The organism is Marinobacter lacisalsi, assembly GCF_042651045.1.
GTDB lineage: Bacteria > Pseudomonadota > Gammaproteobacteria > Pseudomonadales > Oleiphilaceae > Marinobacter > Marinobacter lacisalsi.
Genome location: NZ_JBHSDI010000008.1, coordinates 110,028 through 136,418, shown reverse-complemented (window position 1 = coordinate 136,418; position 26,391 = coordinate 110,028). Strand labels below are relative to the sequence as shown.

Annotated in this window: 21 protein-coding genes, 1 tRNA gene and 1 riboswitch; of the genes, 13 read left to right on the top strand and 9 right to left on the bottom strand. The window is 58.4% G+C overall.

Going from position 1 to position 26,391, the window contains the following annotated elements; all coding sequences use genetic code 11:
* From ACFOZ5_RS05520 to yhbY, 9 genes are all read right to left on the bottom strand, one after another.
* The gene (locus ACFOZ5_RS05520) at positions 1 to 1,377 is read right to left on the bottom strand and encodes a phenylacetate--CoA ligase family protein (protein ID WP_379886016.1); all 1,377 of its coding nucleotides are present in this window, start codon (positions 1,375 to 1,377) and stop codon (positions 1 to 3) included.
* Entirely contained in the window at positions 1,377 to 2,003 is a 627-nt protein-coding gene (locus tag ACFOZ5_RS05515; protein ID WP_379886015.1) for an acyltransferase, read from the bottom strand. The genes ACFOZ5_RS05520 and ACFOZ5_RS05515 overlap by 1 nt, the downstream gene beginning before the upstream one ends.
* Positions 2,003 to 4,597, bottom strand: coding sequence for an RIFT barrel domain-containing protein (locus tag ACFOZ5_RS05510; protein WP_379886014.1), 2,595 nt, complete (start codon positions 4,595 to 4,597; stop codon positions 2,003 to 2,005). Before ACFOZ5_RS05510 ends, ACFOZ5_RS05515 begins: the two co-directional genes overlap by 1 nt.
* A 129-nt stretch (positions 4,598 to 4,726) precedes the next feature.
* Entirely contained in the window at positions 4,727 to 5,542 is an 816-nt protein-coding gene (locus tag ACFOZ5_RS05505; RefSeq protein WP_379886013.1) for a Stf0 family sulfotransferase, read from the bottom strand.
* Between the two features lie 91 nt (positions 5,543 to 5,633).
* Positions 5,634 to 7,091, bottom strand: a complete 1,458-nt coding sequence (locus ACFOZ5_RS05500) for a lipopolysaccharide biosynthesis protein (RefSeq protein WP_379886012.1) — start codon at positions 7,089 to 7,091, stop codon at positions 5,634 to 5,636.
* A 1-nt stretch (position 7,092) separates the two neighbouring features.
* Positions 7,093 to 8,520, bottom strand: coding sequence for an exosortase/archaeosortase family protein (locus ACFOZ5_RS05495; RefSeq protein ID WP_379886011.1), 1,428 nt, complete (start codon positions 8,518 to 8,520; stop codon positions 7,093 to 7,095).
* Between the two features lie 230 nt (positions 8,521 to 8,750).
* On the bottom strand, positions 8,751 to 9,509 hold the full coding sequence (locus ACFOZ5_RS05490) for a DUF4114 domain-containing protein (RefSeq protein ID WP_379886010.1): 759 nt from the start codon (positions 9,507 to 9,509) through the stop codon (positions 8,751 to 8,753).
* A gap of 40 nt (positions 9,510 to 9,549) precedes the next feature.
* Positions 9,550 to 9,624, bottom strand: a riboswitch (cyclic di-GMP riboswitch).
* Between the two features lie 255 nt (positions 9,625 to 9,879).
* On the bottom strand, positions 9,880 to 12,507 hold the full coding sequence (locus ACFOZ5_RS05485; RefSeq protein WP_379886009.1) for a tetratricopeptide repeat protein: 2,628 nt from the start codon (positions 12,505 to 12,507) through the stop codon (positions 9,880 to 9,882).
* Between the two features lie 129 nt (positions 12,508 to 12,636).
* Positions 12,637 to 12,945, bottom strand: coding sequence for a ribosome assembly RNA-binding protein YhbY (yhbY, locus tag ACFOZ5_RS05480; RefSeq protein ID WP_379886008.1), 309 nt, complete (start codon positions 12,943 to 12,945; stop codon positions 12,637 to 12,639).
* Between the two features lie 164 nt (positions 12,946 to 13,109).
* On the opposite strand from yhbY, the gene rlmE reads away from it, so the two are divergent.
* The 13 genes from rlmE (at position 13,110) to rpsO (ending at position 26,226) form a co-directional block, all read left to right on the top strand.
* Positions 13,110 to 13,730 carry a 23S rRNA (uridine(2552)-2'-O)-methyltransferase RlmE gene (rlmE, locus tag ACFOZ5_RS05475; RefSeq protein ID WP_379886007.1) on the top strand — a complete coding sequence of 207 codons (621 nt, stop codon included), beginning with the start codon at positions 13,110 to 13,112 and terminating at the stop codon, positions 13,728 to 13,730.
* Between the two features lie 101 nt (positions 13,731 to 13,831).
* Positions 13,832 to 15,775 (top strand): ATP-dependent zinc metalloprotease FtsH, encoded by a 1,944-nt coding sequence (gene ftsH / locus ACFOZ5_RS05470; protein WP_379886006.1) that lies wholly within the window; start codon positions 13,832 to 13,834, stop codon positions 15,773 to 15,775.
* Between the two features lie 122 nt (positions 15,776 to 15,897).
* Entirely contained in the window at positions 15,898 to 16,728 is an 831-nt protein-coding gene (folP, locus tag ACFOZ5_RS05465) for a dihydropteroate synthase (protein ID WP_379886005.1), read from the top strand.
* 30 nt (positions 16,729 to 16,758) lie between these two features.
* Positions 16,759 to 18,120: a phosphoglucosamine mutase gene (gene glmM / locus ACFOZ5_RS05460; protein WP_379886004.1), complete on the top strand. Its 1,362-nt coding sequence runs from the start codon at positions 16,759 to 16,761 to the stop codon at positions 18,118 to 18,120.
* A gap of 111 nt (positions 18,121 to 18,231) precedes the next feature.
* Positions 18,232 to 18,987 (top strand): triose-phosphate isomerase, encoded by a 756-nt coding sequence (tpiA, locus tag ACFOZ5_RS05455; RefSeq protein ID WP_379886003.1) that lies wholly within the window; start codon positions 18,232 to 18,234, stop codon positions 18,985 to 18,987.
* Positions 18,988 to 19,052: 65 nt separating this feature from the next.
* Positions 19,053 to 19,445 carry a preprotein translocase subunit SecG gene (gene secG, locus ACFOZ5_RS05450; RefSeq protein ID WP_379886002.1) on the top strand — a complete coding sequence of 131 codons (393 nt, stop codon included), beginning with the start codon at positions 19,053 to 19,055 and terminating at the stop codon, positions 19,443 to 19,445.
* Positions 19,446 to 19,451: 6 nt separating this feature from the next.
* Positions 19,452 to 19,536, top strand: a tRNA-Leu gene (locus ACFOZ5_RS05445).
* A gap of 398 nt (positions 19,537 to 19,934) precedes the next feature.
* A complete protein-coding gene (gene rimP / locus ACFOZ5_RS05440) occupies positions 19,935 to 20,396 on the top strand; it encodes a ribosome maturation factor RimP (RefSeq protein WP_379886001.1) in 462 nt (153 codons plus the stop codon).
* Between the two features lie 46 nt (positions 20,397 to 20,442).
* Complete coding sequence (gene nusA, locus ACFOZ5_RS05435; RefSeq protein ID WP_379886000.1) at positions 20,443 to 21,936, top strand: transcription termination factor NusA; 1,494 nt, start codon at positions 20,443 to 20,445, stop codon at positions 21,934 to 21,936.
* Between the two features lie 17 nt (positions 21,937 to 21,953).
* The gene (gene infB, locus ACFOZ5_RS05430; RefSeq protein ID WP_379885999.1) at positions 21,954 to 24,530 is read left to right on the top strand and encodes a translation initiation factor IF-2; all 2,577 of its coding nucleotides are present in this window, start codon (positions 21,954 to 21,956) and stop codon (positions 24,528 to 24,530) included.
* Entirely contained in the window at positions 24,530 to 24,940 is a 411-nt protein-coding gene (gene rbfA, locus ACFOZ5_RS05425) for a 30S ribosome-binding factor RbfA (protein WP_379885998.1), read from the top strand. Before infB ends, rbfA begins: the two co-directional genes overlap by 1 nt.
* 3 nt (positions 24,941 to 24,943) lie before the next feature.
* Positions 24,944 to 25,867, top strand: coding sequence for a tRNA pseudouridine(55) synthase TruB (gene truB, locus ACFOZ5_RS05420; protein ID WP_379885997.1), 924 nt, complete (start codon positions 24,944 to 24,946; stop codon positions 25,865 to 25,867).
* A gap of 89 nt (positions 25,868 to 25,956) precedes the next feature.
* Positions 25,957 to 26,226, top strand: coding sequence for a 30S ribosomal protein S15 (rpsO, locus tag ACFOZ5_RS05415; RefSeq protein ID WP_379885996.1), 270 nt, complete (start codon positions 25,957 to 25,959; stop codon positions 26,224 to 26,226).
* Positions 26,227 to 26,391 lie beyond the last annotated feature (165 nt).

The window sequence follows — 26,391 nt, the reverse complement described above, 5'->3', positions numbered from 1 at the left end:
CTAGCTCTTACCGTCTAATTGCTGCACGACACTGCGGAATTTGCCATTCTTGCCTCTTGGAATGCTGTCGACTAGCTGGATGGTTAATTTCAATTGTGACGCGGTTCTGTCTTGAAAATTTCTAGTCAGGGTGTCTAGTTGGGTGTTTGAAGGAGCGCTTTCGAATACTGCTTTAATCGTACAATGATCGGGAGACGATTGGATTATCTGGGCCTCAATCAGCCCTTGCACCCCTTTGAAAATGTGATCAAGGCGGCCTAGGCATCGTCCATCTGGCATCTTTATATAGTCGTCAACTCTTCCGGTGACTTGTTTAATCGTATGGCATGTTGGGCTGGTTGAGGAGCGTTTGATGGCTACGCCTGAGTCACCGATTTCATACCTCAATAAAGGCATGATCTTATTGGACAGAGTATTAGCTATTAGTCTTCCATCGAAAGCCGGTTCATTATTGATGTCCACTATTTCGGTTATGCCGATGATAGGGTTGAGACGGTAGTCATGGCCGTTCTCCTGTCCCGCAAAAAGGACATACTCTGCCGTGCCATAATAATCATATACCGGACAATTAAATACTGTCTCAATTTTTTCTCTTTGCCAGGATAATAGTGTTTCGGAATTAGTTATTATCACCGTTGGGGTGAAGCTAGGGCGGGTGTCTGTCTTTTGGTAATGGGACGCCAAGTCGGAGATTGCCGATGGGTAGCCAATGATCTCCCTCGGCCTCAGGTGGTTCAAGGCATCCTTGTACCAAGGGAATGTGCCGTCATTAAGGTGATAGCTAGAGAAGAGAGTCTGATTCTCAGCTCTATTGTAACGGGCAAATGGTGGCTTCATTCTGTCGGCCCGCTGGATCATTCTACCCGCGAACGTCGCTCTAGGAGCACCAAAGGGGACGCCATGAAATTCTTCATGGTCAACGACAAGCGCCATGGCCAGCTTATAGGTGTATTCATCAACCTCTAGGGCCAGCGGAGTTCCGGTGCTGCCACTGGTGTGCTGAACGATATAGGGTCGGCCCTCGGTCGATCGAAAAGAGTCGATGTTTTTCCTCAGTGTTGCTTTGGTCAATATAGGAAGTTTTTGGACGTCCTTTATGTTCGTAAAGTCGTTCTCGTGGAGACCATACTCGGCGAATAAGCGTTGGTAATATGGCACTGTGTGTCGGCAGTGAGTGATCATGTTGTGCAGTTGTTCTGCCTGCCATGCCTCAGTTTCCTGTTGACTCCAGGTTCTTGAATGTCTCAGGAGCTCGCGAATGTCTTCGAAAACACCAGCGTAGCGCTTCCGATAAAGCCTATAGCCGTAGGCAGAAACCAGCACGTTTTGCAGCCATACTGGTGAACTGTTGTAGATTTGTTCCTGAAGCGACGCCATCAGTGCAGTTCCTCTGGTACTGTTGAGGTCTTTTGCTCTGTAAACCTTTTACGAATCAGTCGGGCCGGGTTGCCGGCGACGATGACACCGGATCCCACCGAGCTGGTTACGACGCTACCTGCGGCAACGATGCTATGGTCCCCGGTCGGAGCCATGACAACGGCCGAATTTCCGATCCAGCAATCAGCGCCAATGGCGATTTTTTCAAATTCTCCGCCTTGTTCCTGTATTGGCGTGTCGGTGTCATTGAACGAATGCTGCCGACTACCACTGAGAATATGAACACCACTCCCAATCAGCGTATTTTCCCCAATCCGGCACATACCAATATTGCACTGCGGCCCGATATAGACCCCCCGGCCAATACTGGTATCGCGATGGGACAGGATGGTCAGGAAACCGACCGAGATCTCATCGGATGTGTCCGGGCAGGCCAGTCTGTAAAAGGCGGCGCGCAGGTAGACGCCGGCCTTGCCGGGGATCAGGCTGAGCAGTTGTGAAAAAGAAGTAAAACATTTGTCGGAACCACTCAGGGTGCAGATGGCCAGAAACAGTCCAAACAGCGGCAGGGCCAGCCCCAGGAACAGCCGTTTTACAGATCGCTTGATTGCCTTGCGCAGGTTCATTATCGGTCGAGCCTCGCTTCCAGCCAGGCCTTTTCCCGCCGGGGACGAAAATGGAGTAAGCCCTTCATCAGGCGGGCAACGATCTGGCCCACAAGGCTCCCCCAGCCCAGGAGAGGGGCTTGGTAAGTGGTGCTGGAACGACTCTGTTCTGCATGGCGTTGCTCTTTATCGGGCACTTCCAGGTGCTGGGGGCCGTAGTTCTGCAGCAGTATGATCTGCAACCGGGTCAGGCTGCGTTCGGGGCTGGTTTGAAGTGCTGTTGTTACATAATCCAGCCATTCCCGGGCTTTGGCCTGATAGTCCGGCGCTTTATGGGGATCCTCCTGGGCTGCCTGGAACATCAGCATGGCTTTGCGGACATCCTGTGCTGTCCAGGTATCGTTGGCGAACTCCAGCTCTGACGTGTCCGACAGGAAGGGCCTTTCATGGTTAAGCATCCATTCCGTATAGTGGAGGAAGCTGTCCCTGGCGTAGCGCCATTGGCTGTCTCGCGCGCCGATTTCTTCCTTGATGTGAAGATATCGGGCGATGCTTGCCAGTAGAATCAGGTACGACCACCCGATCTCGGTATCCAGAAGATCCCGCTTCTCTATGTCGTCAGCGGGATGAATGGTTTGTCGTATGACGGACTCGGCCCGTGTCAGCCACCCATTCGACGGCTCCAGCAGGTGGGCATCCAGAAGAGCGGTAATATAGTTACCGGTGCCCCGTGTAAACGGAAAACGGTGGGGAGATACCTGATCGCCCCGAAGCATGGCTCTGAGCTTTGGTAGCTCCTGTTTTTTCAACGCCAGGACTTCGGCCAGCAGCCCGCGCTGGCCCTGATGCAGGGTTTCCATCCAGTTCGTCAGTTTCAGCACGGCGTCCCGGGATGCGGGATTGCCCGTCAGCCAGTAGTGGTAAAGGTGCCCGGTAGTGTAACAATGCTCCGCCGCCGGGCCACCACCAAGTTGGCCGGGTGTCGAGCTGGAGTTGTTGTGGCGCGTGAAGGTCCGGTGCGTACAGGTATGGGCGTCCAGGTAATGGTCGGTATGCCAGAACAGGCCGTTGTTGTACTCAGCCCGGTCTTCGTCGGTGTGATAGATGTCTATATCCACCACGTGGCGGGCCAGGTCGTCCATCAGCTCAAACCAGCGGGTATCACCCGAGTAGGCGAACTGCCGGGCAAACCCGTAGATGCCGTCGTACTGGTTGTTGTAATGGGTGTTAAACGGCGTTTCTCCGGGTTCCTGGTAAAGGGTTTCATGATCCGCAAACAGGTCGCCAAAGTTACGCCAGCCAAACTCGTCGATGACTTCGCGCTTGGCGAAGAAATTGGATGCACCTTCCAGTCCTTCCTGTATCAGATTATCCAGCGCCGTCGTGGTCTGGTCGGCGCGGAACCACTGGAATGCCGCAGTGCGTTCGTAATGTTCGGCCGACAGCACCGGAACCAGGGGAGAGTGGGTCCATTGCAGGTCGCTCAGGGTTTTGCCCAGGCCTAGAACGATGCGAAGCGTTTTTCGCTCGCCGCCTTGCAGTTCATAGGGTTCCGGTGCGTATGCAGGGAACAGGAAGGCCTTGTGAGAGTTTCGGCCGATCTCAAGGGCGCTCGGAAAGTTCTGCCAGAAGTGGGGCATACTGGTGGTCACGAACTTACCATTGGCCAGTTCAGCCTGCATGACTGGCGCGGCCCTGTCACCGCTTTCGAGGGTGTTTTCTCCCTGGCGCAGTCGGTACCCACGATAGCGTGGCAGGGTCTGGCCCTGGGCGTTGACGTGGTTGCGGGAGCTCCAGTGCTCGCCACCGCTGGATTCCTGGTGGAGAACGACCAGTGAGTCCGGGGGCAATTGCTTTGTGGGGGTACCCGGCGCCAGGGACAGGTCAACGCCACGGATGGGCTGGCCGGTGGTCTCCAGGAACATCGCCGTGAAATGAATCGAGCCCGGGTCGCCCAGATCCCAGAGGCCACCGGGGTGTCGCGCCCGCTTCGGGTTGTGGATGGTATTGTCCACCAGGCAGAGGCCATCCGGGTAAAGGGTCACCTGGCAGTTAAAACGGACCAGCCTTGTGCCACTGGCATCCAGCCACCAACCACTTGAGGCGACACAGCATGAGACGGCCCCGTTTGAGATAACGGACCAGCTACCGTCCATGGAGGCTGTACAGCGGGTGGAACCATTATCCTCCAGGTGGAGCGCGTGTTCGCTAAGGAGCGTCCCATTGCCAGCGCAAACCTTCCAGGCTGGCGCGGTCTGATCAAGAACAATGATGTTGTCCTCGAACGCGATCTTCAGGGCATGGTCTTCCGAGGAAATATCGGCGGCGGGCCTGGAGTGGTCGCCACTGTCTTTTACGACAAACAGCTCCAGCGGTGATCCGGGCTGGGCCTGGGGTGAAATCTGCGTCTCTATACAAGCCCAGCGGATGGATTCGTCTGGCCACTTGGCCAGCGATGAAAACTGGGCCGGTAAGGTGTTTCCTTCAGCGCTCTGAAGCGCAAGATCGGATACGTCGGAAATGATGCCGCCCGGAAGCGGAACGCCGAAACGAAGGGGCTCACCGGTTCTTGGGAGGCTCAATCTTTCCCTGAGCTTGATCTTGATTGGTTCCATAGCGGGTAGATACTGCTCAATTCCATCTGGTACGTCAGGATAGCGTGTCCGCAGCACAACATAAAGCCACAGACACGCCGAAAAGACCCTGTTTTACAATCACCCATGCGGTTTTATGCAGGCTCTGGTTCAGCCCGCTTTCATCACGCCGACAAGCTTCCGCTTGACGCGCTGTGCAATGCCCGGATCGGTGGATGGGAACAGCTCCGAACCGGACTGGCAATCCTGCAGATAACGCTCCAGCCATTCCTTGTTAAGGGTGTTGGATTGCTTCTCCGTGGCTTCCTGCGCGGGAAACTGATCCGGTGAGACCTCGACGCCCATGAAATCCGCAACGCGCTGGATGGCTGCGTGGGGATCGCTGCGCACTTCCTCAAAACTCATGTGGATGTAACGGCATCCCCGTGACGCCAGAACATAGCGCCAGGCAGCGTTGTCTCTCAGGGTTTCCCTTAGGCAGTGGTCGATATCCTCGAAATCGTATTGCGGGTCGGTAGTGGTGGCCTGCATACCCGCGAACCATACGCCGGTCTGTCTCGCAATGGAGTAGGAAACCGCCTGCTTGAGATGATTATTCCGGGTGAGAATGACGAAATGAGGGTTCGGGAAATCCTTCAGCACCTGGTCAATCCCGCCCACGACGTCGAGGTGCGAGTAATGCAGCTTCATGCTGAATACGCCGTTGGGTGACGTCCGGAGTGCTTTCAGATTCTGGAAAATCGCCCTGGTGTCCTCCTCTTCGAACCGTTGCTTCCATTTGCGCAGGTTCCTGTGATTGGCATATTCCAGGGGGAAGCCGAACGCTCCCGTCTCATAGAGCTGATAGCCCAGCATGTGGCTGCCGCATCTGGGGGTTGAGGCCACCACCAGGGTTTTTTCAATCGGTGTATTGGCAGGGAAGTCATGCTGTTCGGAAAACTGGTCCTCGTGAAGGTGTCTCTGCATGGTCCGTCATCCTCGTCTGTTGAGATTCCTTGGTCTTTATATTCCATAGGCGGCCATCCTGAGGTGAGAGTGCCCTGGGCCGAAGTCTTGCTCAGCTCGAACGAGCCCTGATCATTGTCCTCATGGTGTGATGGAGCTGTTGCCACTCCTCGCTCCTTCGCAGCAGCCCATAGCCAGTGAGCCAGGACAGGGCTGCAGTGGATACTATAAAAAACGAGCCGGTTATAAGGAATGCCACCACAGCATGCATGTCCGCCGTATCAATACGGAAGGCAAGCCAGCCAGCCGCAGCACTACTGGTGATGGCGGGGAAGCACAGCCAGGCCACTCTGAGGATGCTGAAGCCTACCCAGCTCCTGAGTATTGCCAGAAGCGCAACGGTTGTGAAGACGGCAAGCACGCCTCTCGCCCAGGCCATATTCTCGAGCCCGGCCCGCCCGAAATAAAACAGAATAGCGATGATCATCGAGGTGGATACCAGGTCGAAAAAGAAAAGGGCGCGCACACGGCCCATGGCAATAACGGCATCACTGAGCAGTGCGAACAGGCAGAAAGTGAAGAAAAACAGGGAAAAGGGCCTCAGTAACGGGCCGTATTCTGTCCATTGCTCACCCAGAAGAGTCAGAACAATGAGTTCCGGGAACAGGAAAATATACAGGGCCAGTGGCGTCAGCACCGAAATCATCAACGCAAGGCTCAGCTGAACCCGGTAGGCCAGTGCCTCGGGGCGGGATTTTACCTCGGCAATCGCCGCCAGGAGCGGCTCGCTCATGGGAATGATGGCTGACAAGGCCGGCAGCAGACTCACTTCCCGAACCAGGTTATAACCCCCCAGTTGTGTTGTACCGAAGAACCGCGAGACCAGCAGGTTATCAATCTGCGACCGGGTAAAGCCTATCAGTCCCCGCATCAGCAGCCACTGCGAAAATCCCCATTGCTGGCGAAACCGGCTGAGCGTCCAGCGGGGCCGATGCTGGTCCACCCGGTAGGAGCCTGCCGCCAGTATGGCGGCTGACACCAGGTTGCCTGTGATAATCGCCCAGTGGCTGGGCTCGATGAAGGCAATGGTGATAACGGTGATGAATGACAGCCCTTTCTGCCAGAGGGTCAGGCGGAATAGGGGGCGGTAGTTGATCTCCCGAGCCAGTCGCATCATGCCCGGCGTTTTCAGGGCCCGGATCGGCAACGCCAGGGAGGCCACCGCAAGGGCCCAGGTCAGGGCTGGTTCCTCGAACCAGGCAGCCAGGGCGGGCGCGCTGCCGATGACCAGTACGGCGATGCCGGACTTGATCAGTATGTCCATGCTCCACGCGGTGTTGAGGTCTTCATCGTCCAGGGTTTGCTTCTGGACGATGTATTGCTGGTTGCCGGTCTCCACCAGCAGTTCAAAGAACTGCAGGGCAATGGTGACCAGGGCGATAATGCCGAAATGTTCCGGGGCCAGCAGCCGGGCGAGGATCAGCGTACTGATGATACCCAGGCCCCGCTGGACAAGCTGAATGCTCAGTAGCAGGCCGGCGCTTTTCAGTACCTTGAGGCTGGCCGACATTTCAGTGGGGAGGCTCCAGGGTTGTCGTGTTCATCAGGTTCAGAACCCGCTCGATGGCGCTGTCGCAACTGCGCGGGCTGCAGGGGCTTTGTGCGGTAACCAGTGCGAAGCGGTTCTCTCCAGCCAGGGTGGCGGGTATCTGTAGTAACTTGGCTGAGCGGTAACTGTCCGTGGTGTAAGTGCCGACATGATAGCGCTCCCCCACGGCGACCTGCCGCCTGCCGAGCAGGTTCTGATATATTCGCACGCCGTTGTCTGCGTTCCTTTCGGTCAGGAACCATTGCTCCCCATCCACTCTTGGTGGCAGATAGGGTACCAGCTTTTCGTCGCGGCCAGCTTTCAATGCCTGGGCGACGGATATCCAGCCGCCCGGGCCGATACGCCATACCTGATGTTCGAGGTTTTCCGGCAGCGACAGTGAGACCGGTAGCTGTTCAGCCTCGGATGGCGTTCCCTGGGGTAGCGTGACCGCCCAGGGTTCCGAGCTGCCGGCGCGGGAATGTGCCAGGCTGATACCCACCGGGCCCAGAAGGAAGGCAGCGACCACAACGGCAAACCCCTTTTTGCCCGGCAGCCGTGGGCCGGGGCCTTCCGGTGGCCCCTGGCGGCGTCTGACCGGTGCGAGCAGCATAACCGGGATGATAAAAGCCGCGTAAATCAACCAGCCGAAGGTTTCATGGTCTTCCACCAGGCTGCTTTCCATGTTGCTCTGGTAGGCGATGACCACCAGGGCGGTTATTCGTACCCAGTTGACAAGCAGGGCGACGACGGCGCCGGTGGCAATGGCGGCCAGCCAGCCTTTCCAGCGAAAATCATTCAGAATGGCGGTGATCATGGCCAGCAGGATGGAAATGGCAAAATACCGGATGCCCGAGCAGCCATCGGCAATAACCAGTCGTCCGTAAGGCAGCGAGATATGGGCTCCCTCGATCAGCGCGGTGATGCCAAGGGCGGATACGGCGCGTGTAACGACAGCGGTTGCCAGTGACACCAGCAGCGGGACGAAATCAGACCATACAGGTAGCGAGAGGCTGAACAGCAGTACGTAGGGCAGATAACGCAGTGCCGGTGAGAATCCCATCAGGGCCCATGACAGTGAGAGCAGGCCGGCCGGCAGCATCAGGTAGGTCAGCGTGTCGATGCGCACGAGCTCCAGCAGGGCCCACAGTGCTACGACGATAATCAGGGCAAAGCTGCCAATGATCGAATAGCCGGAGGAGGCGTTTGCGGGCTGGCGCGGGGGGTGGATCAGCAGTAAACCGATAAAAATGAGGAACGTCGGCAGCCCGTGGGCCAGCACCTGTTCCCACTTCAGCCATTCGCCGACCAGGCGTAGCCAGGTTGGCCAGAACAGCACGATGCCAATGGCCGTGACAATCAGGTAGGGCCTTGAGTGGGGTATCTGGTCTAGCGTCTTCCGTAACATCATCTGCCCAACTGCAATCTGATGGTTATGTTGATCCAAGCCCCTCTAACTCTATCGAAAAATTGCGTATGTTGCTGATCATTTTGAGTGACGTGAGAGAAGGGTCTGATTCAAGTGCCAGGCATGGCACTCCGGGCGTTCCTGAGGGCTGTCAGTAAATTTTACATGTCGCAAAAGAAAAGCCGGGCAAGCCCGGCTTTTCATTGCTTCCATGCAGCCCGAATGGGCTTGAATCAGGCGCTGCGGCGACGTGCTGCGCCGAGGCCTACCAGGCCAAGGCCCAGGAGAGCCAGGGTGCCGGGTTCGGGCACTGGCATAACCGATTCAACCATGACTACTAGATCATTGAAGTCCTGATCGGAATTGGCGTAGAGGAGGTCTTCCCAAGCCAGGATGAACTCATTGTCGGTCCACAAACCGCCTGCAAAACCGGCAATCTGTACATCGTCTGTGTTCGTGCCTTGATAGGCTACCATCTGGTCCGATCCGTCTGTATTCAGGCTGCTGTCTGAATAGAAGACTGGCTCATTCGCGGGGTTGGTTTCGGAACCAAGGTAATAGCCGAAATTCGTGGTAGAGAAGGTACCCGAACTTACGCCGTTAACACGAACCGTTCCGTCAAGCAGGAATGACAGGGTGACTTGAGAATTCGCCGCGTCACTGTCAGCCCCGGAAAAAAGCTCGACGTAGTTGCTGTGGTTGTTTCGCTCGTAAATGCCGAAGGTGTTGCTTGCACTATTTCCGGCGATTTCGATCACGAATGTCGACACACTGCCGCCAGTTGCTGTGATGTCCCAGTAACTATCCAGGCCATCATCCAGGTAATCGTTGTAGACATCTACAGAGGAGGGGCCGCCTGTCGTAATGCCATCCAGAACAGACTGCAGGTTCGGGTTGCCTGGGTCATCGCTGGTGGCGCTGACCAGGGAAGCCTGTGCTGAAAAGGCTGCAGCTGACAGGCCGGCCAGCAAGGCTAGTGATTTGAGTTTCATCGTAATTCTCCGGTTGTTTTGCTCTAAATCCATGTAGTGCTCATGCAACCAGGCTGTCTCCGAGAGATCCTTGGCTTTCCGTCCCACCCTCGCGAATGGTTTGGCTCTTCACCGGGTTGAGATCCCGGACTGCAATTCAACATGCTATTATCGTGCCCACTTCAATAATGTATATAAAACAAATAGATGGGTGTGGCGCTGTTGGTGAGATGTAAATTTTGCCGACATTGGATGCGTGAATTCACATCACGCTTGTGCGGTCGATACCTGGCGTGGCAATGAAAGTGTAAGCGTAGCGCGGGATGACAGGTTTGTAGCGGGATCGGCGGGTGTCAAAGATATCGACACCCGCTCGTGTGAGGGGGAGGAACTACTGGTCGTTGGCCTGTTTGATCGAGTCCAGGTGTTGCTGGATTTCGGCATTCTCCGGTGCCAGTGCCAGCGCTTTTTCCATGGCGGTCAATGCTTCCTGATTTCGCCCCGCCAGATGAAGAATCCAGCCGTAGGTATCAAGGATTGCGGCATTGTCGGGTGCCAGCTCGTTAGCCCGGGAGGCCAGGGATATGGCCCGTTGCTGATCCTCTTCCCGTAGCAGCCATGCCAGATTGTTCATGGCTATGGCGTTGTCGGGGCGCTGTTCCAGGGCGGCTTCGTAGCTGGCAATGGCGGCCTGCACGTCACCGTTGGACATCTGATATTCGGCCAGGGTCAGTTGTGCCGTGGTGCTCGATGGGGCCGCGGAAACCCAGGCCTGGGCGAGTTCTCCAACACGCTCCGGTGAGTGCTGTTTGGCGAGGCTGTTCAGAGTCGGCATCAGCTCCAGGCTTTTGGTCTCCTCCCATCGTTTCAACAGGTAGTCAAACGCGGCTTTTTCGCCCTCGGTGGCAGTAATCAGCCTTGCCCTGGTCAGGTCGATGGAGGGCTGCTCGCCAAAGGAGCTTTCCAGTTCTTCCAGGCCGGCCAGGGCCTCCTCGTGATTGCCCTCGGCTGCGGAAACACGTATCGGGATCAACGCGAACGCCAGGCTGTCCGGGCGCAGGGACGCTGCTTCCGCCGCCTTGGCTCGAGCTGTTGGCCAGTCTTCCTGCCTGGCGGCCTGTTCCGCCTCTGCTACCAGCAGTTGGCCCCGTACGATCCGGCTCTGCTCCGTTTGGGCGTCCTCAGGGACGCGGTCGAGGATCTGGCGGGTGTCGGTCAGTCGCCCCTGTTGAAGTCGGATCTGGGCTGCAAGTGTGTGGGCATTGGCGGCCAGGCCATCAGTCCCCGCTGCGATTTCATTCAACCAGGTTGCTACCTCGTCGGGCGTACGGCCACGGGCGTAGATTCGGCCGGCAGCCTGCAGAAGGCCTACATTGGCTGGTTGCAGGCGAGCGGCACGCATCAGTGTGTCGACTGCCTTGTCGTTTTGGCCCTGATCCTGATAGATGGCGCTAAGGGCAATCAGCGCCAGGACATTTTCCGGTTCCCCGCTGGTCTGTTTTTCCAGACGGGTTTGTGCCGATTCCGTGTCGCCCAATCGATGTTCGGTCATGGCCGCCAGAGTGACGGCGCGAGGATTATCGGCAAAGCCATTGATCAGCGACTCGGCAACTTCCCCGGCCTCGCTCTCGCGGTCGGTGCTCAGCAACAGTGACAGGTAATATTGCGTGACCGACCAGTCGGTCGGTGTTTCGGTGAAGGCAACCCGCATCTGCGCCAGGGCCTGCTCCGCGTTATCTTCCGTCATGTAGTGGCGGGCCAGGGCAAGGCGCAGGCGCGAGCGGGAGCGGTCCAGTTCCAGTGCCTTGCTCAGGCTGGCGACACCCGCGTCCTTCTGGCCAGGCAGCGACAGGGCAAGAAGCCCATGCATGGCCAGCAGGTCGGTATCTTTGGGGCGTGCCTCGATGGCCCGGGACAGGGTATTGAGGGCCTCCTCGCGCTTGCCGGTATCAATCTGCGCAATGGTCGCTGCCCGGAGCAGGGCAGTAGGCGTGGTTTCGGCATCCACGTTTTCCACCAGCAGCGACTGGGCGTCGTCAGAGCGTCCCTGGTGAAGGCTGAGGGCGCCCAGCATCATGGCAACCCGCTCATTGTCCGGGTTTTGCTGAAGTAATTCCTCGAGGGTGGTGCGGGCGGTATCCAGCTCTCCGCGGTTGATGGCCTCGATGGCGGCTTCCGCGCGCTCCCGGGTGTCCGAGCTGGTGTTGTCAGCCAGGATCTTGTTGTAAACCTGCGCTTCGGTGATGCGTCCCTGTTCTGTCAGGCTGCGGGAGAGCAGGGTAAGGATCTGTCGCCTGATTGGCAGGAAAATATCGGAGGTGGGCAGGCTGCCCGTTGCCTCGGTGAGTGCCTCGGTGCTCTCGTTTACGGCGCCCATGCGGTAATGGGCAAGGCCGGTGAGGTAGAGGATTCTGGCATTGTTGCCGTGCTCGTCCGACCAGCCGGTCAGTTCATTGATGGCGGCATTGGGTTCATTCTCCGCAAGCAGGGCCCTGGCCAGGGCGGCGGTGATGTCCGGATTGGCCGGGTCTTTCTTGCGCAATTCCCGCAACTCCCGGATGGCCTCTTCATTATTGCCGGCCAGGCTTTTGCTCTCTGCCAATAGTAGTTGGTATTGCAGCTTTTCTGCGTCGGAATCGGGGGAGAAACCATCCAGTGCCTCGCGGGCGGAAAGGTGCTTGTTCTGGAGGATGTAACCCCGGGCGAGGGGAATGGCAACCTGCTGGCGATGGTCCTCCAGCCAGGGTTCCAGCAACTCTGTGGATTGTTCGCCAGCGCCAATGTCATTGTAGATACTGGCCAGTATCACGACATGCTCGACGTTGCCGGGATCCTTCTGTACGGCGTTGCGAACCTCCAACATGGCCGAGCGGTACTGCCCCTGATCGGAGTAGGTCTCGGCCCTGGAAATGTGGCCGGCGGCCTCGGAGCTGGATTCGTCCGAGCTGCTGCAGCCCGCGGCCAACAGGACCAGGGATGAAGCGACGGAGGTGGCAAGGAGCCGGAGTGCATTGTTCATTGTTTCGGTCCTTCGAAGAAAAGCTGATTGGTTTTTAACCGTATCCTAGCGCCTTCGTAATCTTTTGGACAGGCAGTTTTTTTGGCGCAGGACAGGTTGTTTCAGGTCGCTGACGGCATCAGGGCCGGGTTAGCCGTTTCGAGCGAGGTTGCTCAGCTTGGCGTTGGGCTGTTTGGCCCTGCGCATGACAATGGCAATCTTGCCAATGGTCTGGACCAGTTCCGCACCTGACCGGGAGCAGAGTTCCGCAATGGCTTCACCGCGGGCGTCGCGATCGTTACTGGCCACCTTGACCTTGATCAGTTCGTGGTCGTCCAGCGCGCGGTCGAGTTCCTGCATCAGGCCTTCTGTCAGGCCCTTGTCGCCAATGATGATGATCGGCTTGAGGTTGTGGGCGATTGCCCGGTATTCGCGACGCTGGGCAGCGGAAAGGCTCATGGTGATGAAATCTCTTGATGGGTGTGATTGAAAGATCGTGTAGCGAAAGCGCTGTAGGTCGGGAGAAATTGTTGCTCCGGGACCGTATAATAAGGAAATGATAACAGACAACCCCGCCATTGGGAGAGACACCTGTCTGAAGGGTGTCCATAAGAGGAGGCACGTTGGCACGTTCGAAATCCAGTGACCGCTGGCTCAAGGAACATTTTGACGATGTATGGGTCAAGAAGTCACAGCAGGATGGCTACCGGTCCCGGGCAAGCTACAAGCTTGTGGAGCTGGATCAGAAGGATCGCCTGTTCCGGCCTGGCCAGACAGTTGTGGACCTGGGGGCTGCTCCCGGCGGATGGACGCAGGTTGCTGTGGAAAGGGTTGGTGACAAGGGTGTTGTCGTTGCCAGCGACATTCTGCCCATGGACCCGGTGGCCGGCGTGGCGTTTGTTCAGGGGGATTTTACCGAGCAGTCGGTATTCGATGAACTGATGGCCATACTGGATGGGCGCCCGGTGGATGTTGTGATTTCCGATATGGCCCCCAACATGAGTGGTAACCCTGCAACGGATATTCCCCGCGCGATGGCGCTGGTGGAGTTGGCGTTGGATATGGCAAAGCAGGTATTGCGCCCGGGCGGCGTGTTCGTCGCCAAGGTATTCCAGGGGGAGGGCTTTGACGCGTTGCTGGCGGATATGAGGGAATCCTTCTCCTCCGTTGTCAGCCGCAAGCCGGACTCATCCCGCGCCCGGTCCCGTGAGATCTACCAGGTGTGCAGGGGTTTTCGCGGATGACCGGTTTCTGGTGGTAGGGCGTACAATTAGTGTAAGGTTACTGATAACAGGCTGCTGTGGGTCTTCCCCCCGGTTGCCCTGCAATTCACAGGTGATGACCCTTGAACGATATGGCTAAAAATCTGGTTTTGTGGCTGATTATTGCAGCCGTACTGCTGATGGTGTTTCAGAATTTCTCTCCGACCACCACGCAACAGCAGGTAAATTATACCGAATTCGTCCAGATGGTGGAGCAGGGCCAGGTGCGCCAGGTGACCATCGACGGGTTGACCATTCAGGGGCAGCGCAGCGACGGCTCCCGGTTCGAGACGGTGCGTCCGCCGATTCCGGACAACCGGCTGATGGACGACCTGTTCCAGCATGACGTGGAAATTATCGGCAAGGAGCCCGAGCGTCAGAGTCTGTGGACTCAGTTGCTGGTGGCAGCCTTCCCGATCCTGATCATCATTGCCCTGTTCGTGTTCTTCATGCGTCAGATGCAGGGCGGCGGTGGCGGCAAGGGCCCCATGTCCTTCGGCAAGTCCAAGGCCCGCCTGATGAGTGAAGACCAGATCAAGACGACCTTCGGTGACGTTGCCGGTTGCGACGAAGCCAAGGAAGACGTCAAGGAGCTGGTGGACTTCCTGCGGGATCCCAGCAAGTTCCAGCGTCTGGGTGGCCGGATTCCCAAGGGTGTGCTGATGGTGGGCCCTCCGGGTACCGGTAAGACCCTGCTCGCCAAGGCGATTGCCGGCGAGGCCAAGGTGCCCTTCTTTACGATTTCCGGTTCCGACTTCGTGGAAATGTTCGTGGGTGTTGGCGCCTCCCGGGTGCGGGACATGTTCGAGCAGGCCAAGAAGCAGAGCCCGTGCATCATCTTTATTGACGAGATTGATGCCGTCGGTCGCCATCGTGGTGCCGGCATGGGTGGCGGTCACGACGAGCGCGAGCAGACCCTGAACCAGCTTCTGGTGGAAATGGACGGCTTTGAGGGCAACGAAGGCGTTATCGTCATCGCGGCCACCAACCGTCCGGACGTGCTGGACCCGGCGCTGCTGCGCCCCGGTCGTTTTGACCGCCAGGTGGTAGTGAGCCTGCCCGACATCATCGGCCGTGAGCAGATCCTCAAGGTGCACATGAAGAAGGTGCCGCTGGCGGATGGTATCGAACCGGGCGTTATTGCCCGCGGCACGCCCGGCTTCTCCGGTGCTGACCTGGCCAACCTGGTGAACGAGGCTGCCCTGTTTGCGGCCCGTCGCAACCAGCGCCTGGTGACCATGGAAGAGCTGGAGCTGGCCAAGGACAAGATCATGATGGGCGCCGAGCGCAAGTCCATGGTCATGAACGAAAAGGAAAAGCTCAATACGGCTTACCACGAGTCTGGCCATGCCATCGTGGGGCGGCTGATGCCCGAGCATGATCCGGTCTACAAGGTGAGTATTATTCCCCGTGGCCGTGCCCTGGGTGTGACCATGTTCCTGCCGGAAGAGGACAAGTACAGCCACTCCAAGCGGTTCCTGATCAGCTCGATCTGCAGTCTGTTTGGTGGTCGTATCGCCGAGGAGCTGACCCTGGGCTTTGAGGGAGTCACCACTGGTGCATCCAACGACATCGAGCGCGCCACGCAGCTGGCCCGTAACATGGTGACCAAGTGGGGGCTGTCCGAGAAACTGGGACCGCTGCAGTACGACACCGAAAGCGAGGAGCCCTTCCTGGGCCGCAGTGCCGGGCAGAGCCATACGGTCTATTCACCGGAAACCGCGCAGCGTATTGATGAGGAAGTACGCAACATCATCGACACCTGTTATGAAAAGGCCAAGCAGATTCTGGTGGAAAACCGGGAAAAGCTGGACCTGATGGCGGAAGCGCTGATGAAGTACGAAACCATCGACCGCTTCCAGATCGATGACATTATGGAAGGCCGTCCACCCCGCCCGCCCAAGGGTTGGGGCGATGATGGCCGGCCCGGTGGCGGAGTGACCGTCGATCAGCCGGAAACCGGCACTCTGTCGGACAACGATGGCAGGGACAGTGATGGCGCCGGGCACCCGGCTGGCGAGCACTGATCCGGGTTGCCGGTCAGCCCAAAAAAGGAACGCCGTCCCCCGGGGCGGCGTTTTTGTTTCTATAGAGTGCGCAAAATCTGGCGCATGCTTACCAGGACACGACTTTTTCAGGCAGGTTTGTAATGCATATATCATTTGCGGGGCGTGAGCTCGATATGGCACGTAGCCAGGTTATGGGCATTCTGAACGTGACGCCGGACTCCTTCTCTGATGGTGGTCAGTACAACTCCGTCGACATGGCAGTTCAGCGGGCCCGGCAGATGGTGTCGGATGGCGCGGTGTTCGTGGACGTGGGAGGGGAGTCCACCCGCCCGGGCGCTGCCCCCGTATCCGAGCAGGAAGAGCTCGATCGCGTCTGTCCGGTCGTGGAGGCCATTGCCCGGGATGTGGATGCAGTGATCTCCGTGGATACCAGTACGCCATCGGTGATGCGGGAGGCCGCACGGCTGGGTGCCGGGCTGATCAACGATGTCAGGGCGCTGGAGCGGGAGGGCGCTGTCAGCGCGGCGATTGAAACCGGGCTGCCGGTCTGCCTGATGCATATGCAGGGGGCTCCCGATACCATGCAGGCCAACCCGGAATACCGGCACGTGATCAGGGATGTTGCCACCTATCTCATGGACCGGGTGCGGGATTGTGAGTTGGCGGGACTCCCGGCGGAAAAGGTTTTGTTGGACCCGGGGTTTGGTTTCGGCAAAACACTGGAGCACAATCTGCAACTGCTGGCGGCACTGGAGCAGTTGAAAGTGCTGGGTTACCCTTTGCTGGTGGGTATGTCGCGAAAGACCATGCTTGGTGACATTACCGGGCGTGAGGTCAGTGAGCGCTTGCCCGCAAGCCTGGCCGCCGCCACAATAGCGGCCCTCAAAGGCGCTTCGGTGATACGTGTCCATGATGTGCGTGAAACCGTGGATGCGGTGAAGGTGGTTGAGGCAATGCGGGCGCAGGGCTAATAAAACAGTTCTTTACAGGAGCAGTATTCGATGACGGACAGCAAGTCGCCGGTGGAGCGCAAGTACTTTGGCACCGATGGAATTCGCGGGCGTGTAGGGCAGGCGCCGATTACCCCTGATTTCATGTTGCGGCTTGGCTGGGCAGCCGGGCAGGCTTTCCGGCAGGACGGTCAGCCTAATAGTGTGATAATCGGCAAGGACACCCGGCTTTCAGGCTATATGTTCGAGTCCGCCCTGGAGGCCGGTTTGTCCGCGGCCGGGGTCGACGTAAAGTTGCTGGGGCCAATGCCAACACCCGCCATTGCCTACCTGACCCGCACCTTCCGCGCCTGCGCCGGAATTGTCATCAGTGCTTCCCACAATCCCCATTACGATAACGGCATCAAGTTTTTCTCTGGCGACGGCACCAAGCTGGATGACAGTCTCGAGGCGGAGATAGAGCGCTGGCTGGAGCTTCCCGTGTCCGTTTGCGAGTCCGCCGACCTGGGCAAGGCTTCAAGAGTGGATGATGCGCCTGGTCGTTATGTGGAGTTCTGCAAGAGCACCGTTCCCAATGAGTTCTCGTTGGAGGGCATGCACATCGTGCTGGATTGTGCCCATGGTGCCACTTACCACGTGGCCCCCAAGGTGTTCCGGGAGCTGGGAGCCCGGGTCTCCGTGATCGGGGGTGATCCCGATGGTCTGAACATTAACCTGGGCGTGGGTTCCACTCATCTCGAGGCGCTCAGGGAGGCAGTTCTGCAGCAGGGTGCGGACCTTGGGATAGCGTTCGACGGTGACGGTGACCGCGTGTTGATGGTCGATCGTGACGGCACCGGCATTGACGGCGACGAGCTGATCTACATCATTGCCGCCCAGCGTAAACGGGCTGGCACACTCCATGGTGGCGTGGTGGGTACCCTGATGACCAACCTGGGGGTCGAGCTGGCGTTACAGGATCAGGGCATTCCCTTCGAGCGGGCCAAGGTTGGTGACCGATACGTGATGGAGCGGCTCCTGCAGCGTGGCTGGCTGTTGGGTGGCGAGGGTTCCGGGCATCTGGTGATTCGCGATTGCACCACCACCGGTGACGGTATTGTCTCGGCGCTTCAGGTGTTGCTGGCATGCTGGCGTGCGGATCAGCCCATCAGTGAGTTGCGCCGGGGTATGACCAAGTTGCCCCAGACCATGATCAATGTGCGGGTAGATGAGCGTTTCGACCCCATGTCCCGGGAGGATATTGTGAACGCGGTGCGGCGCGCTGAAGATCATCTGGGGGCTGCCGGACGGATTCTGATGCGAGCGTCCGGCACCGAGCCGCTGATCCGTGTGATGGCGGAAGGGGAGGATGCCGTTGCCATTGAGCGGATTGCCGAGGAGCTGGCAGAGGTGGTGCGTCACTCCCGGGCTTGATTTTCTATAGCCACGGTAGGGCGCAAAAAGGTCCCTCTTGAACCGTCCCGGACGCTGCTGTATAGTTCGCGCTCGTTTCTGGACGGCCCTCAACTTTGATGATGGATTGTCATGCGAAAGCAGATCGTTGCCGCTAACTGGAAAATGAACGGCTCAAGTGAGCTGGTTCACCAGCTGGTGCCGGCCGTCAAAGAATCGGTGGCATCGCTTGATAATGCTGTCGAGGTTGTTATTATGCCTCCCTCGCTTTTTGTGAGTGGAGTCAAGGCTGAGCTTGCGGGCTCGCCGGTTGCCTTCGGCGTGCAGAACGTCGGCCGCTGGAAAAGCGGTGCCTATACCGGCGAACTGTCAGCCGGGATGGCCGCAGATGTAGGCTGTCACTATGCCCTGGTAGGGCATTCCGAGCGTCGGCAGCTGTTTGGCGAGACCGACGAGATCGTTGCCGAAAAGGTGGCGAGGGTTCTCGAAAGCGGTCTGACCGTGATGCTCTGTGTAGGGGAAGCCCTGGAAGAGCGGGAAGCCGGAAACGCCGAGGCTGTAGTCTGCCGGCAGGTCGAGTCGGCCCTGGTCGGGCTGGATGCAGCGAAAGCGCAATACGTCGTGGTGGCCTATGAGCCGGTCTGGGCGATTGGTACGGGCAAGACTGCCACGGCTGACGACGCACAGACGATGCACAAGGCATTGCGAGCCAGGCTCTCCGATATGGGGTTGCCGGCAAATGAGATGTCGCTGCTTTACGGCGGCAGTGTAAAGCCGGATAATGCGGGCGCGCTTTTTGCCCAGCCGGATATTGATGGAGGCCTGATTGGCGGGGCTTCCCTGAAAGCAGACGATTTTATCGAGATTTGTCGGGCGGCAGTGGCGTAAGACCGGGCAGAATCACATGAATACTTCAGTCATCCGATGACTGTGCATGGTTACAGAGAGCAGATATGGACTGGATGGAAACACTGGTTGTCGTCGTGCACGTCGTGATTGCCGTGGCACTGGTCGGTCTGATCCTTATCCAGCAGGGCAAGGGTGCGGACGCAGGTGCTGCCTTTGGCGGTGGCGGGGCGTCCCAGACAGTGTTCGGGAGTCAGGGTAGCGGTAACTTCCTGACCCGGGTCACCAGCATTCTTGCTCTGGTGTTCTTTGTGACAAGTTTTTCGCTGGCGATTTTCGCCAAGCAGCGCGCTGAAGTGGCCGGTCAGGCTGGTGTTCCCGTAGTGGAGCAGGTCCAGGAATCGGAGTCAGCAGGGCAGGCTGCCGGGGAAGAGGGCGAGAGCCCGAGCCTCAGCGAGGAAGAGAGCGGTGATGGCAATGCTATCCCCGAGCTCGAGTGAGTTTTTGCCGAAGTGGTGGAACTGGTAGACACGCTATCTTGAGGGGGTAGTGGCGTAAGCCGTGCCGGTTCGAGTCCGGCCTTCGGCACCATACACAGAAACGGCTTGGAGTCGTGTACCCCAAGCCGTTTTTTTTGGTCAGTCCTTGACCATGATCGCACGGGTCCTTATACTCCGGCGATTATTGAAGCGGTCTGACGCGATGTGTTTTTTGTTCACGTCAGGTCGTGGTGACAGGCCAGGTGTCTGTCGGCGGAATACCGCTGCGGTTTCCGCGATTACTTGCAACAAAAAGCCCCACAGGCAGGTAGTTCCGGTGCAAGCGTGCACGGGCTGTCTGAGCAGGCGGGGCTTTTTGATTAAGGGGCCTGGCGTGTCGGGCCCTGGTGCATGAAAAGGGCTGCCAGACAGCCCTTTTTTTGTTTTTGTGGTCTGTAAATTGTCATCGCCCGGGACCTGCGGGCGGATTATTAGGGAGTCTCAACGGACTTGTCTGCAAAGCTGAACAAACTTGATGAAATCCTCCGTCCGGTGGTGGAGGGGCTCGGTTACGAACTCTGGGGCATTGAATTTCGCTCCCAGGGTCGTCATTCGATACTGAGACTGTTTATTGATGACCAGAACGATGGCATCAGTGTGGAAGACTGCGAAAAGGTCAGTCGGCAGGTCAGCGGTGTTCTGGACGTCGAGGATCCGATTCAGAACGAGTACACCCTCGAAGTATCGTCGCCGGGAATGGACCGCCCCCTGTTCCGTCTGGAACAGTTTGAAGACTGGGCGGGGCATCATGTCAGCATCCGGCTGCGCATGGCCTTCGAGGGTCGCCGCAAGTTTCAGGGTGTCCTCAAGGGTATTGAAGGCACAGACGTGGTGGTTGTGGTGGACGACCACGAATACCTGCTGCCGTTCGAGAGTATTGATAAAGCCAATATTGTGCCGGTTTTCGAGTAAGGCCGGATGACTGCAAGTCTGAGAATTTTAAGGGCAGGGCATTTCAATGAGTAAAGAAATCCTGATGGTGGTTGAGGCCGTTTCCAACGAAAAGGGCGTCGAGAAAGACGTTATTTTCGAAGCCATCGAGCTGGCACTGGCAACCGCGGCCAAGAAGCGCTTCGACGATGAAGAGGCCGATATTCGTGTGGCCATTGATCGCCGCACCGGAGAATACGAAACCTTCCGCCGCTGGCTGGTGGTGGACAATGATGCCGTTCCCGCACTTGGCACCGAGCTGACGCTGCAGGAAGCGGAGGAAATTGACACCAACCTCAAGCCCGGTGATATCCACGAAGAGAAGGTCGAATCCGAGAGCTTCGGCCGCATCGGCGCCCAGGCAGCGAAGCAGATCATCTTCCAGAAGGTCCGCGAAGCCGAGCGTATGCGCATCGTGGACAGCTACCGCGACCGTGTTGGCGAGCTGATTTCCGGCACCGTCAAGAAGGTGACCCGCGACAACGTCATCATCGATCTTGGCCAGAACGCCGAGGCGCTCCTGCCCCGGGACGAGCTGATTCCCCGCGAAACCTTCCGCATGGGTGACCGTGTGCGTTCCCTGCTGCAGGATATCCGCACCGATCATCGTGGCCCGCAACTGATGCTCAGTCGTACTGACCCGCAGATGCTGATCGAGCTGTTCCGCATCGAGGTGCCGGAAATTGCCGAAGACCTGATTGAAATCCGTGGTGCTGCCCGTGACCCGGGTTCCCGTGCCAAGATTGCCGTCAAGACCAATGACCGTCGGATTGATCCGGTAGGCGCCTGCGTGGGCATGCGTGGCTCCCGGGTGCAGGCGGTATCCAACGAGCTGGCGGGCGAGCGCGTTGACATCGTGCTGTGGGATGACAATCCCGCGCAACTGGTGATTAATGCCATGGCGCCGGCGGAAGTCGCCTCCATCGTCATGGACGAGGATAACCACACCATGGAGGTTGCTGTAGCCGAGGATAACCTGGCTCAGGCCATTGGTCGCAACGGCCAGAACGTCCGCCTGGCCAGTGAGCTGACCGGCTGGACCCTGAACGTGATGACCGAGGAAGAGGCCGGTGAGCGCCAGGAGCAGGAACACAACCGCCTGCTCAACCACTTCATGGAGAACCTGGATGTGGACGACGAGTTTGCCGGCGTCCTCATAGAAGAAGGCTTTACCTCCCTCGAGGAAGTCGCCTATGTTCCCATGGAAGAGATGCTGGCGATGGAAGGCTTTGATGAGGATACCGTCACCGAGCTTCGTCGCCGTGCCAAGGATGTTCTGTTGAACAAGGCCCTGGCCAGTGAAGAGGCCCTGGAGGGCAACGAACCGCAGGAGGATCTTCTGGAAATGGACGGCATGGACCGTACCCTGGCATTCAAGCTGGCGGGTATGGGCGTACGTTCCATGGAGGACCTCGCCGAGCAGTCTGTTGATGATCTGCTCGAAATCGAAGGTATGGATGAAGAGCGTGCTGGTCAGTTGATCATGACGGCGCGTGCCCCCTGGTTTGAAGACCAGGCTTAATCGGGAGGAGGACCAGTATGGCAGAAGTAACCGTTAAACAACTGGCCGATGATGTAGGCGCTCCCGTGGATCGTTTGCTGCGTCAGATCGTGGAAGCCGGCCTTAAGGCCCGTTCCGAAAATGACTCCGTGACCAGCGATGAGAAGCAGCAGTTGCTGGCCTATCTGCGCAAGAACCACGGCGAGGCCGAGGCTGAACCTAAAAAGATTACCCTCAAGCGCAAAACCACCACTACCCTGAAAACCGGTAGTGGCGCGCGTGGTGGCAAGACCGTCAATGTTGAGGTCCGTAAGCGTCGCACTTATATGAAGCGTGCCGAACTGCAGCCTGAACCGGAGCAGCCGTCGGCTCCGCCGGCCGAGGAGAAGCCGGAACCGGCACCTCAGTCAGCGGCCGAGCAGGCGCCTGCCGAGGAGCAGAAGCCCGCGGCCGAAACCACACCGGCCACTGAAGGTACGCCGGAAACCGGTCCGATTGCCGTTGGTCAGGAAGACGCTCAGGAAGAGACCAACAAGGCAGTCAAGCCGGAGAATACCGCAGCGGAAGAAGACATGCCGATGCCGCCGCCTGATCCTGAAACCGCAAAGGATAAGGAGCGCAAGGCCAAGAAGAAGAAAAAGGAAGTCCGCGAACGTTCCGACGAGGCGGATGAAGGCAAGCCGAAGAAGAAGTCCGCGGGTCATCGCGGACCTCGCAGTCGCCCGGTCGACGAGCCCATCGTGATCTCGGAAGACGAGGAAGACACCACGCTGCGCAAGCCGCTGCGGGCGAAAAAGAAACCCAAAGACAAAAGGCATGGCTTCGAGAAGCCAACCAAACCGATGGTCAGAGAAGTCGAAATTCCCGAAACGATTACCGTTGGTGATCTCGCTCAGCGCATGGCCGTCAAGGCAGCCGATGTGATCAAGACCCTGATGGGTATGGGCGTGATGGCTACTATTAACCAGGCCCTGGATCAGGAAACCGCTGTACTGGTAACCCAGGAGCTCGGCCACAAGCCCAGAACCGTGAGCGAGGATGCCTTCGAGGAAGAGGTGATCAGCGAGATCACCGCTGAGAGCGAAGGTGAGAAGACCCGCCGCGCGCCTGTGGTGAGTGTCATGGGGCACGTTGACCATGGCAAGACGTCGCTGCTCGACTATATCCGTCGCACCAAGGTTGCGTCCGGCGAATCCGGTGGTATTACCCAGCATATCGGTGCCTACCATGTGGAAACCGACCACGGCATGGTGTCGTTCCTGGATACGCCGGGTCACGCGGCGTTTACCGCCATGCGTGCCCGCGGCGCCCAGTGTACCGACATCGTTATCCTGGTTGTGGCCGCCGATGATGGCGTAATGCCGCAGACCAAGGAAGCCGTGGACCACGCCCGTTCCGCCGGTGTGCCCCTGGTGATTGCCATCAACAAGATGGACAAGGAAGAGGCCGATCCGGACCGTATCAAGAACGAGCTGGCCGGTATGGACGTGATTCCGGAAGACTGGGGTGGCGACGTGCAGTTCGTGCCCGTGTCTGCCCACACCGGTGATGGCATCGATAACCTGCTGGAAGCGGTACTGCTGCAGGCCGAGATCCTTGAGCTGGAAGCCGTCGAGGACGCACCGGCCAAGGGTGTTGTGGTGGAATCATCCCTGGAGCGGGGCCGTGGTTCTGTCGCCACGGTGCTGGTCCAGAACGGCACCCTGCGCCAGGGCGAGATGGTTGTTGCCGGTGCCTGGTACGGTAAGGTGCGTGCCATGACCGACGAAGCCGGCAAGCAGGTCAAGCAGGCGGGGCCGTCTATCCCCGTGGAGATCCTGGGCCTGAACGGTACCCCGGATGCCGGTGACGAGTTCTTTGTCGTGGCCGATGAGCGCAAGGCGAAAGAGCTGGCCGAGTTCCGCCAGAGCCGTGAGCGTGAGCAGCGGCTGCACCGTCAGCAGGCGGCCAAGCTGGAGAACCTGTTCGAGAATATGGGCAAGGACGAGGTCAAAACCCTCAATGTGGTCCTCAAGACTGACGTTCGTGGCTCCCTGGAAGCGATCAGCAAGGCGCTGATGGACCTGGGTAACGACGAAGTCCAGGTCAAGATTGTGTCCTCCGGTGTGGGTGGTATCGCGGAAACCGATGTCAGCCTGGCAGTGGCCTCCAATGCCGTGGTGTTCGGTTTCAACGTTCGTGCGGATACCTCGGCCAAGCGCCTGGTGGAGCAGGAAGGTGTCGACCTGCGCTACTACAGCATCATCTACAACCTGATTGATGACGTGAAAGCGGCCCTGACCGGTATGCTGGCGCCGGAGTATCGTGAAGACATCATCGGTATCGCCGACGTCCGCGAGGTCTTCCGCTCGCCGAAGTTCGGCCAGGTGGCCGGCTGTATGGTGGTGGAAGGTACCGTCTACCGGAACAAGCCGATCCGCGTACTGCGTGACAACGTGGTGATCTTTGAGGGCGAGCTGGAATCCCTGCGTCGCTACAAGGATGACGTGCCGGAAGTTCGCAACGGTATGGAATGTGGTATCGGTGTGAAAGGCTACGACGTGAAAGTGGGCGACCAGATCGAGGTGTTTGATCGGGTTCGTGTTGAACGCAAGCTGGAATCCACAGGTTCATAATGCCGAAAGAGTTCAGTCGTCTTGACCGCATTGGTGACCAGATCCAGCGTGAGCTGTCACAGATTATCATGCGGGAGGTCAAGGACCCCCGCGTGGGCATGGTCACCATCAATGCGGTGCGCGTCAGTAAGGACCTCGGCTATGCCGATATTTACGTGTCCATGCTGAGTACCGAGGAGCTGACAGAGGAGTCCGGCGAAGTGCAGGATTCCCTGAAGGTGCTGCGCAATGCCTCCGGTTTTCTCCGGGGGCAACTCGGTCGTGCCATGAAGCTGCGGGTCATCCCCCAGCTTCGTTTCCATTTTGACACCCTCCAGGGCCAGAGTCGCCGTATCGACAGCCTGATCGACCAGGCTGTGGGCAAGAAGCCCGCGGTGCGTCAGGACGACGACAGCGATCGGGAGTCCTGAGGCTTGGCTCGCAGACGCAAAGGCCGTAACGTCAATGGCATCCTGGTGATCGACAAGCCGCCGGGTGTCACTTCCAATGGTATTCTCCAGCAGGTCAAGCGCCTCTACGGGGCGGCGAAAGCCGGCCACACAGGCGCCCTTGACCCGTTGGCGACCGGTGTGTTGCCCTTGTGTTTCGGAGAGGCTACCAAGTTCTCCCAACTGATGCTGGACAGCGACAAGGCCTACATTGCTACCGCCAGGCTTGGTATCCGCACGGAAACCGCCGACAGTGAGGGCGCCGTGGTCTCCGAAAGGCCGGTGCCGGAAGGGCTGACAGAGGCCGATGTCGAGGCGGTACTGGAGCGTTTCCGCGGCGATATCGAGCAAGTCCCTTCCATGTACTCGGCTCTCAAGCACAAGGGGCGGCCACTGTACGAGTATGCCCGTGAGGGCATCGAGGTGGAGCGACCCGCACGACCGGTCACCATCTATGAGCTGACACTGCTGGCGGTTCGCCCGAACGAGCTGGATCTGGCGGTAAAGTGCACCAAGGGCACCTATATCCGCAACCTGGCGGAGGACATCGGCGAGGCTCTGGGATGTGGTGCCCATATCACAGCGCTCCGGCGTACCCTGGCATCGGGGTTCTCGCTGGATGATGCCCATCAGGTGGCGGATCTGGAGCAGAAACGGGAACAGGGCGAATCCCTGGATGGCCTGCTGGTGGCGCCGGATGCGGCGCTGACCATGTTCCCGGAGCTGGTCCTGGAAGGGCAAAATTTACAGTCGATATTGAACGGACAACCCGTTAGAATATCGGGTCAAACCTTGACCGGTCCGGTCCGGCTGTACGGTGAAAACCGTTTTGTCGGGCTCGGTGAAGGTCAGCCGGAAGGCGCGGATGCAACCCTGGTTGTGCCCCGTCGTCTGGTCTCAAGCAGTTGATGGGGTAACAGCCATCGCTGCCTAGCCGGGCTGCAGAGATGCGCGGTTCGGCCGGATGATTTCAGGCATCGCACATAATGAGGTGATTTATGGCACTTTCAGCCGAGGAAAAAGCACAGATCGTCAAGGACTACCAGCAAGCAGGCAGCGACACAGGTTCCCCTGAAGTTCAGGTGGCCCTGCTCAGTGCCAACATCGACAAGCTGCAGGACCATTTCAAGGCCAACAAGCAGGATCACCATTCCCGCCGCGGTCTGATTCGTATGGTTAACCAGCGTCGTAAGCTGCTGGACTATCTCAAGCGCAAGAACGCCGACCGTTACCTGGAGCTGATCCAGCGCCTTGGTCTGCGTCGCTAAGCTAGCAGCCTGTCAGACGACCTGCCGGCCGACGCCTTCCTGGTGTCGGCCTGTGCTCCGGTGGCTGGGGCTGGTTACGGCCAGTGCCTGTCATCGGGGTATGCCTTTTTCCACCCGAACCGGTACCAGAACCGGTTGTTACGTCACTACCGAAGTGCTACTGCT

Excerpts from the sequence above, each read along its gene's own strand:
- ACFOZ5_RS05520 (WP_379886016.1), bottom strand. The coding sequence starts at position 1,377 with ATGGCGTCGCTTCAGGAACAAATCTACAACAGTTCACCAGTATGGCTG.
- ACFOZ5_RS05515 (WP_379886015.1), bottom strand. The coding sequence starts at position 2,003 with ATGAACCTGCGCAAGGCAATCAAGCGATCTGTAAAACGGCTGTTCCTG.
- ACFOZ5_RS05510 (WP_379886014.1), bottom strand. The coding sequence starts at position 4,597 with ATGGAACCAATCAAGATCAAGCTCAGGGAAAGATTGAGCCTCCCAAGA.
- ACFOZ5_RS05505 (WP_379886013.1), bottom strand. The coding sequence starts at position 5,542 with ATGCAGAGACACCTTCACGAGGACCAGTTTTCCGAACAGCATGACTTC.
- ACFOZ5_RS05500 (WP_379886012.1), bottom strand. The coding sequence starts at position 7,091 with ATGTCGGCCAGCCTCAAGGTACTGAAAAGCGCCGGCCTGCTACTGAGC.
- ACFOZ5_RS05495 (WP_379886011.1), bottom strand. The coding sequence starts at position 8,520 with ATGATGTTACGGAAGACGCTAGACCAGATACCCCACTCAAGGCCCTAC.
- ACFOZ5_RS05490 (WP_379886010.1), bottom strand. The coding sequence starts at position 9,509 with ATGAAACTCAAATCACTAGCCTTGCTGGCCGGCCTGTCAGCTGCAGCC.
- ACFOZ5_RS05485 (WP_379886009.1), bottom strand. The coding sequence starts at position 12,507 with ATGAACAATGCACTCCGGCTCCTTGCCACCTCCGTCGCTTCATCCCTG.
- yhbY (WP_379886008.1), bottom strand. The coding sequence starts at position 12,945 with ATGAGCCTTTCCGCTGCCCAGCGTCGCGAATACCGGGCAATCGCCCAC.
- folP (WP_379886005.1), top strand. The coding sequence starts at position 15,898 with ATGCATATATCATTTGCGGGGCGTGAGCTCGATATGGCACGTAGCCAG.
- glmM (WP_379886004.1), top strand. The coding sequence starts at position 16,759 with ATGACGGACAGCAAGTCGCCGGTGGAGCGCAAGTACTTTGGCACCGAT.
- tpiA (WP_379886003.1), top strand. The coding sequence starts at position 18,232 with ATGCGAAAGCAGATCGTTGCCGCTAACTGGAAAATGAACGGCTCAAGT.
- secG (WP_379886002.1), top strand. The coding sequence starts at position 19,053 with ATGGACTGGATGGAAACACTGGTTGTCGTCGTGCACGTCGTGATTGCC.
- nusA (WP_379886000.1), top strand. The coding sequence starts at position 20,443 with ATGAGTAAAGAAATCCTGATGGTGGTTGAGGCCGTTTCCAACGAAAAG.
- infB (WP_379885999.1), top strand. The coding sequence starts at position 21,954 with ATGGCAGAAGTAACCGTTAAACAACTGGCCGATGATGTAGGCGCTCCC.
- rbfA (WP_379885998.1), top strand. The coding sequence starts at position 24,530 with ATGCCGAAAGAGTTCAGTCGTCTTGACCGCATTGGTGACCAGATCCAG.
- rpsO (WP_379885996.1), top strand. The coding sequence starts at position 25,957 with ATGGCACTTTCAGCCGAGGAAAAAGCACAGATCGTCAAGGACTACCAG.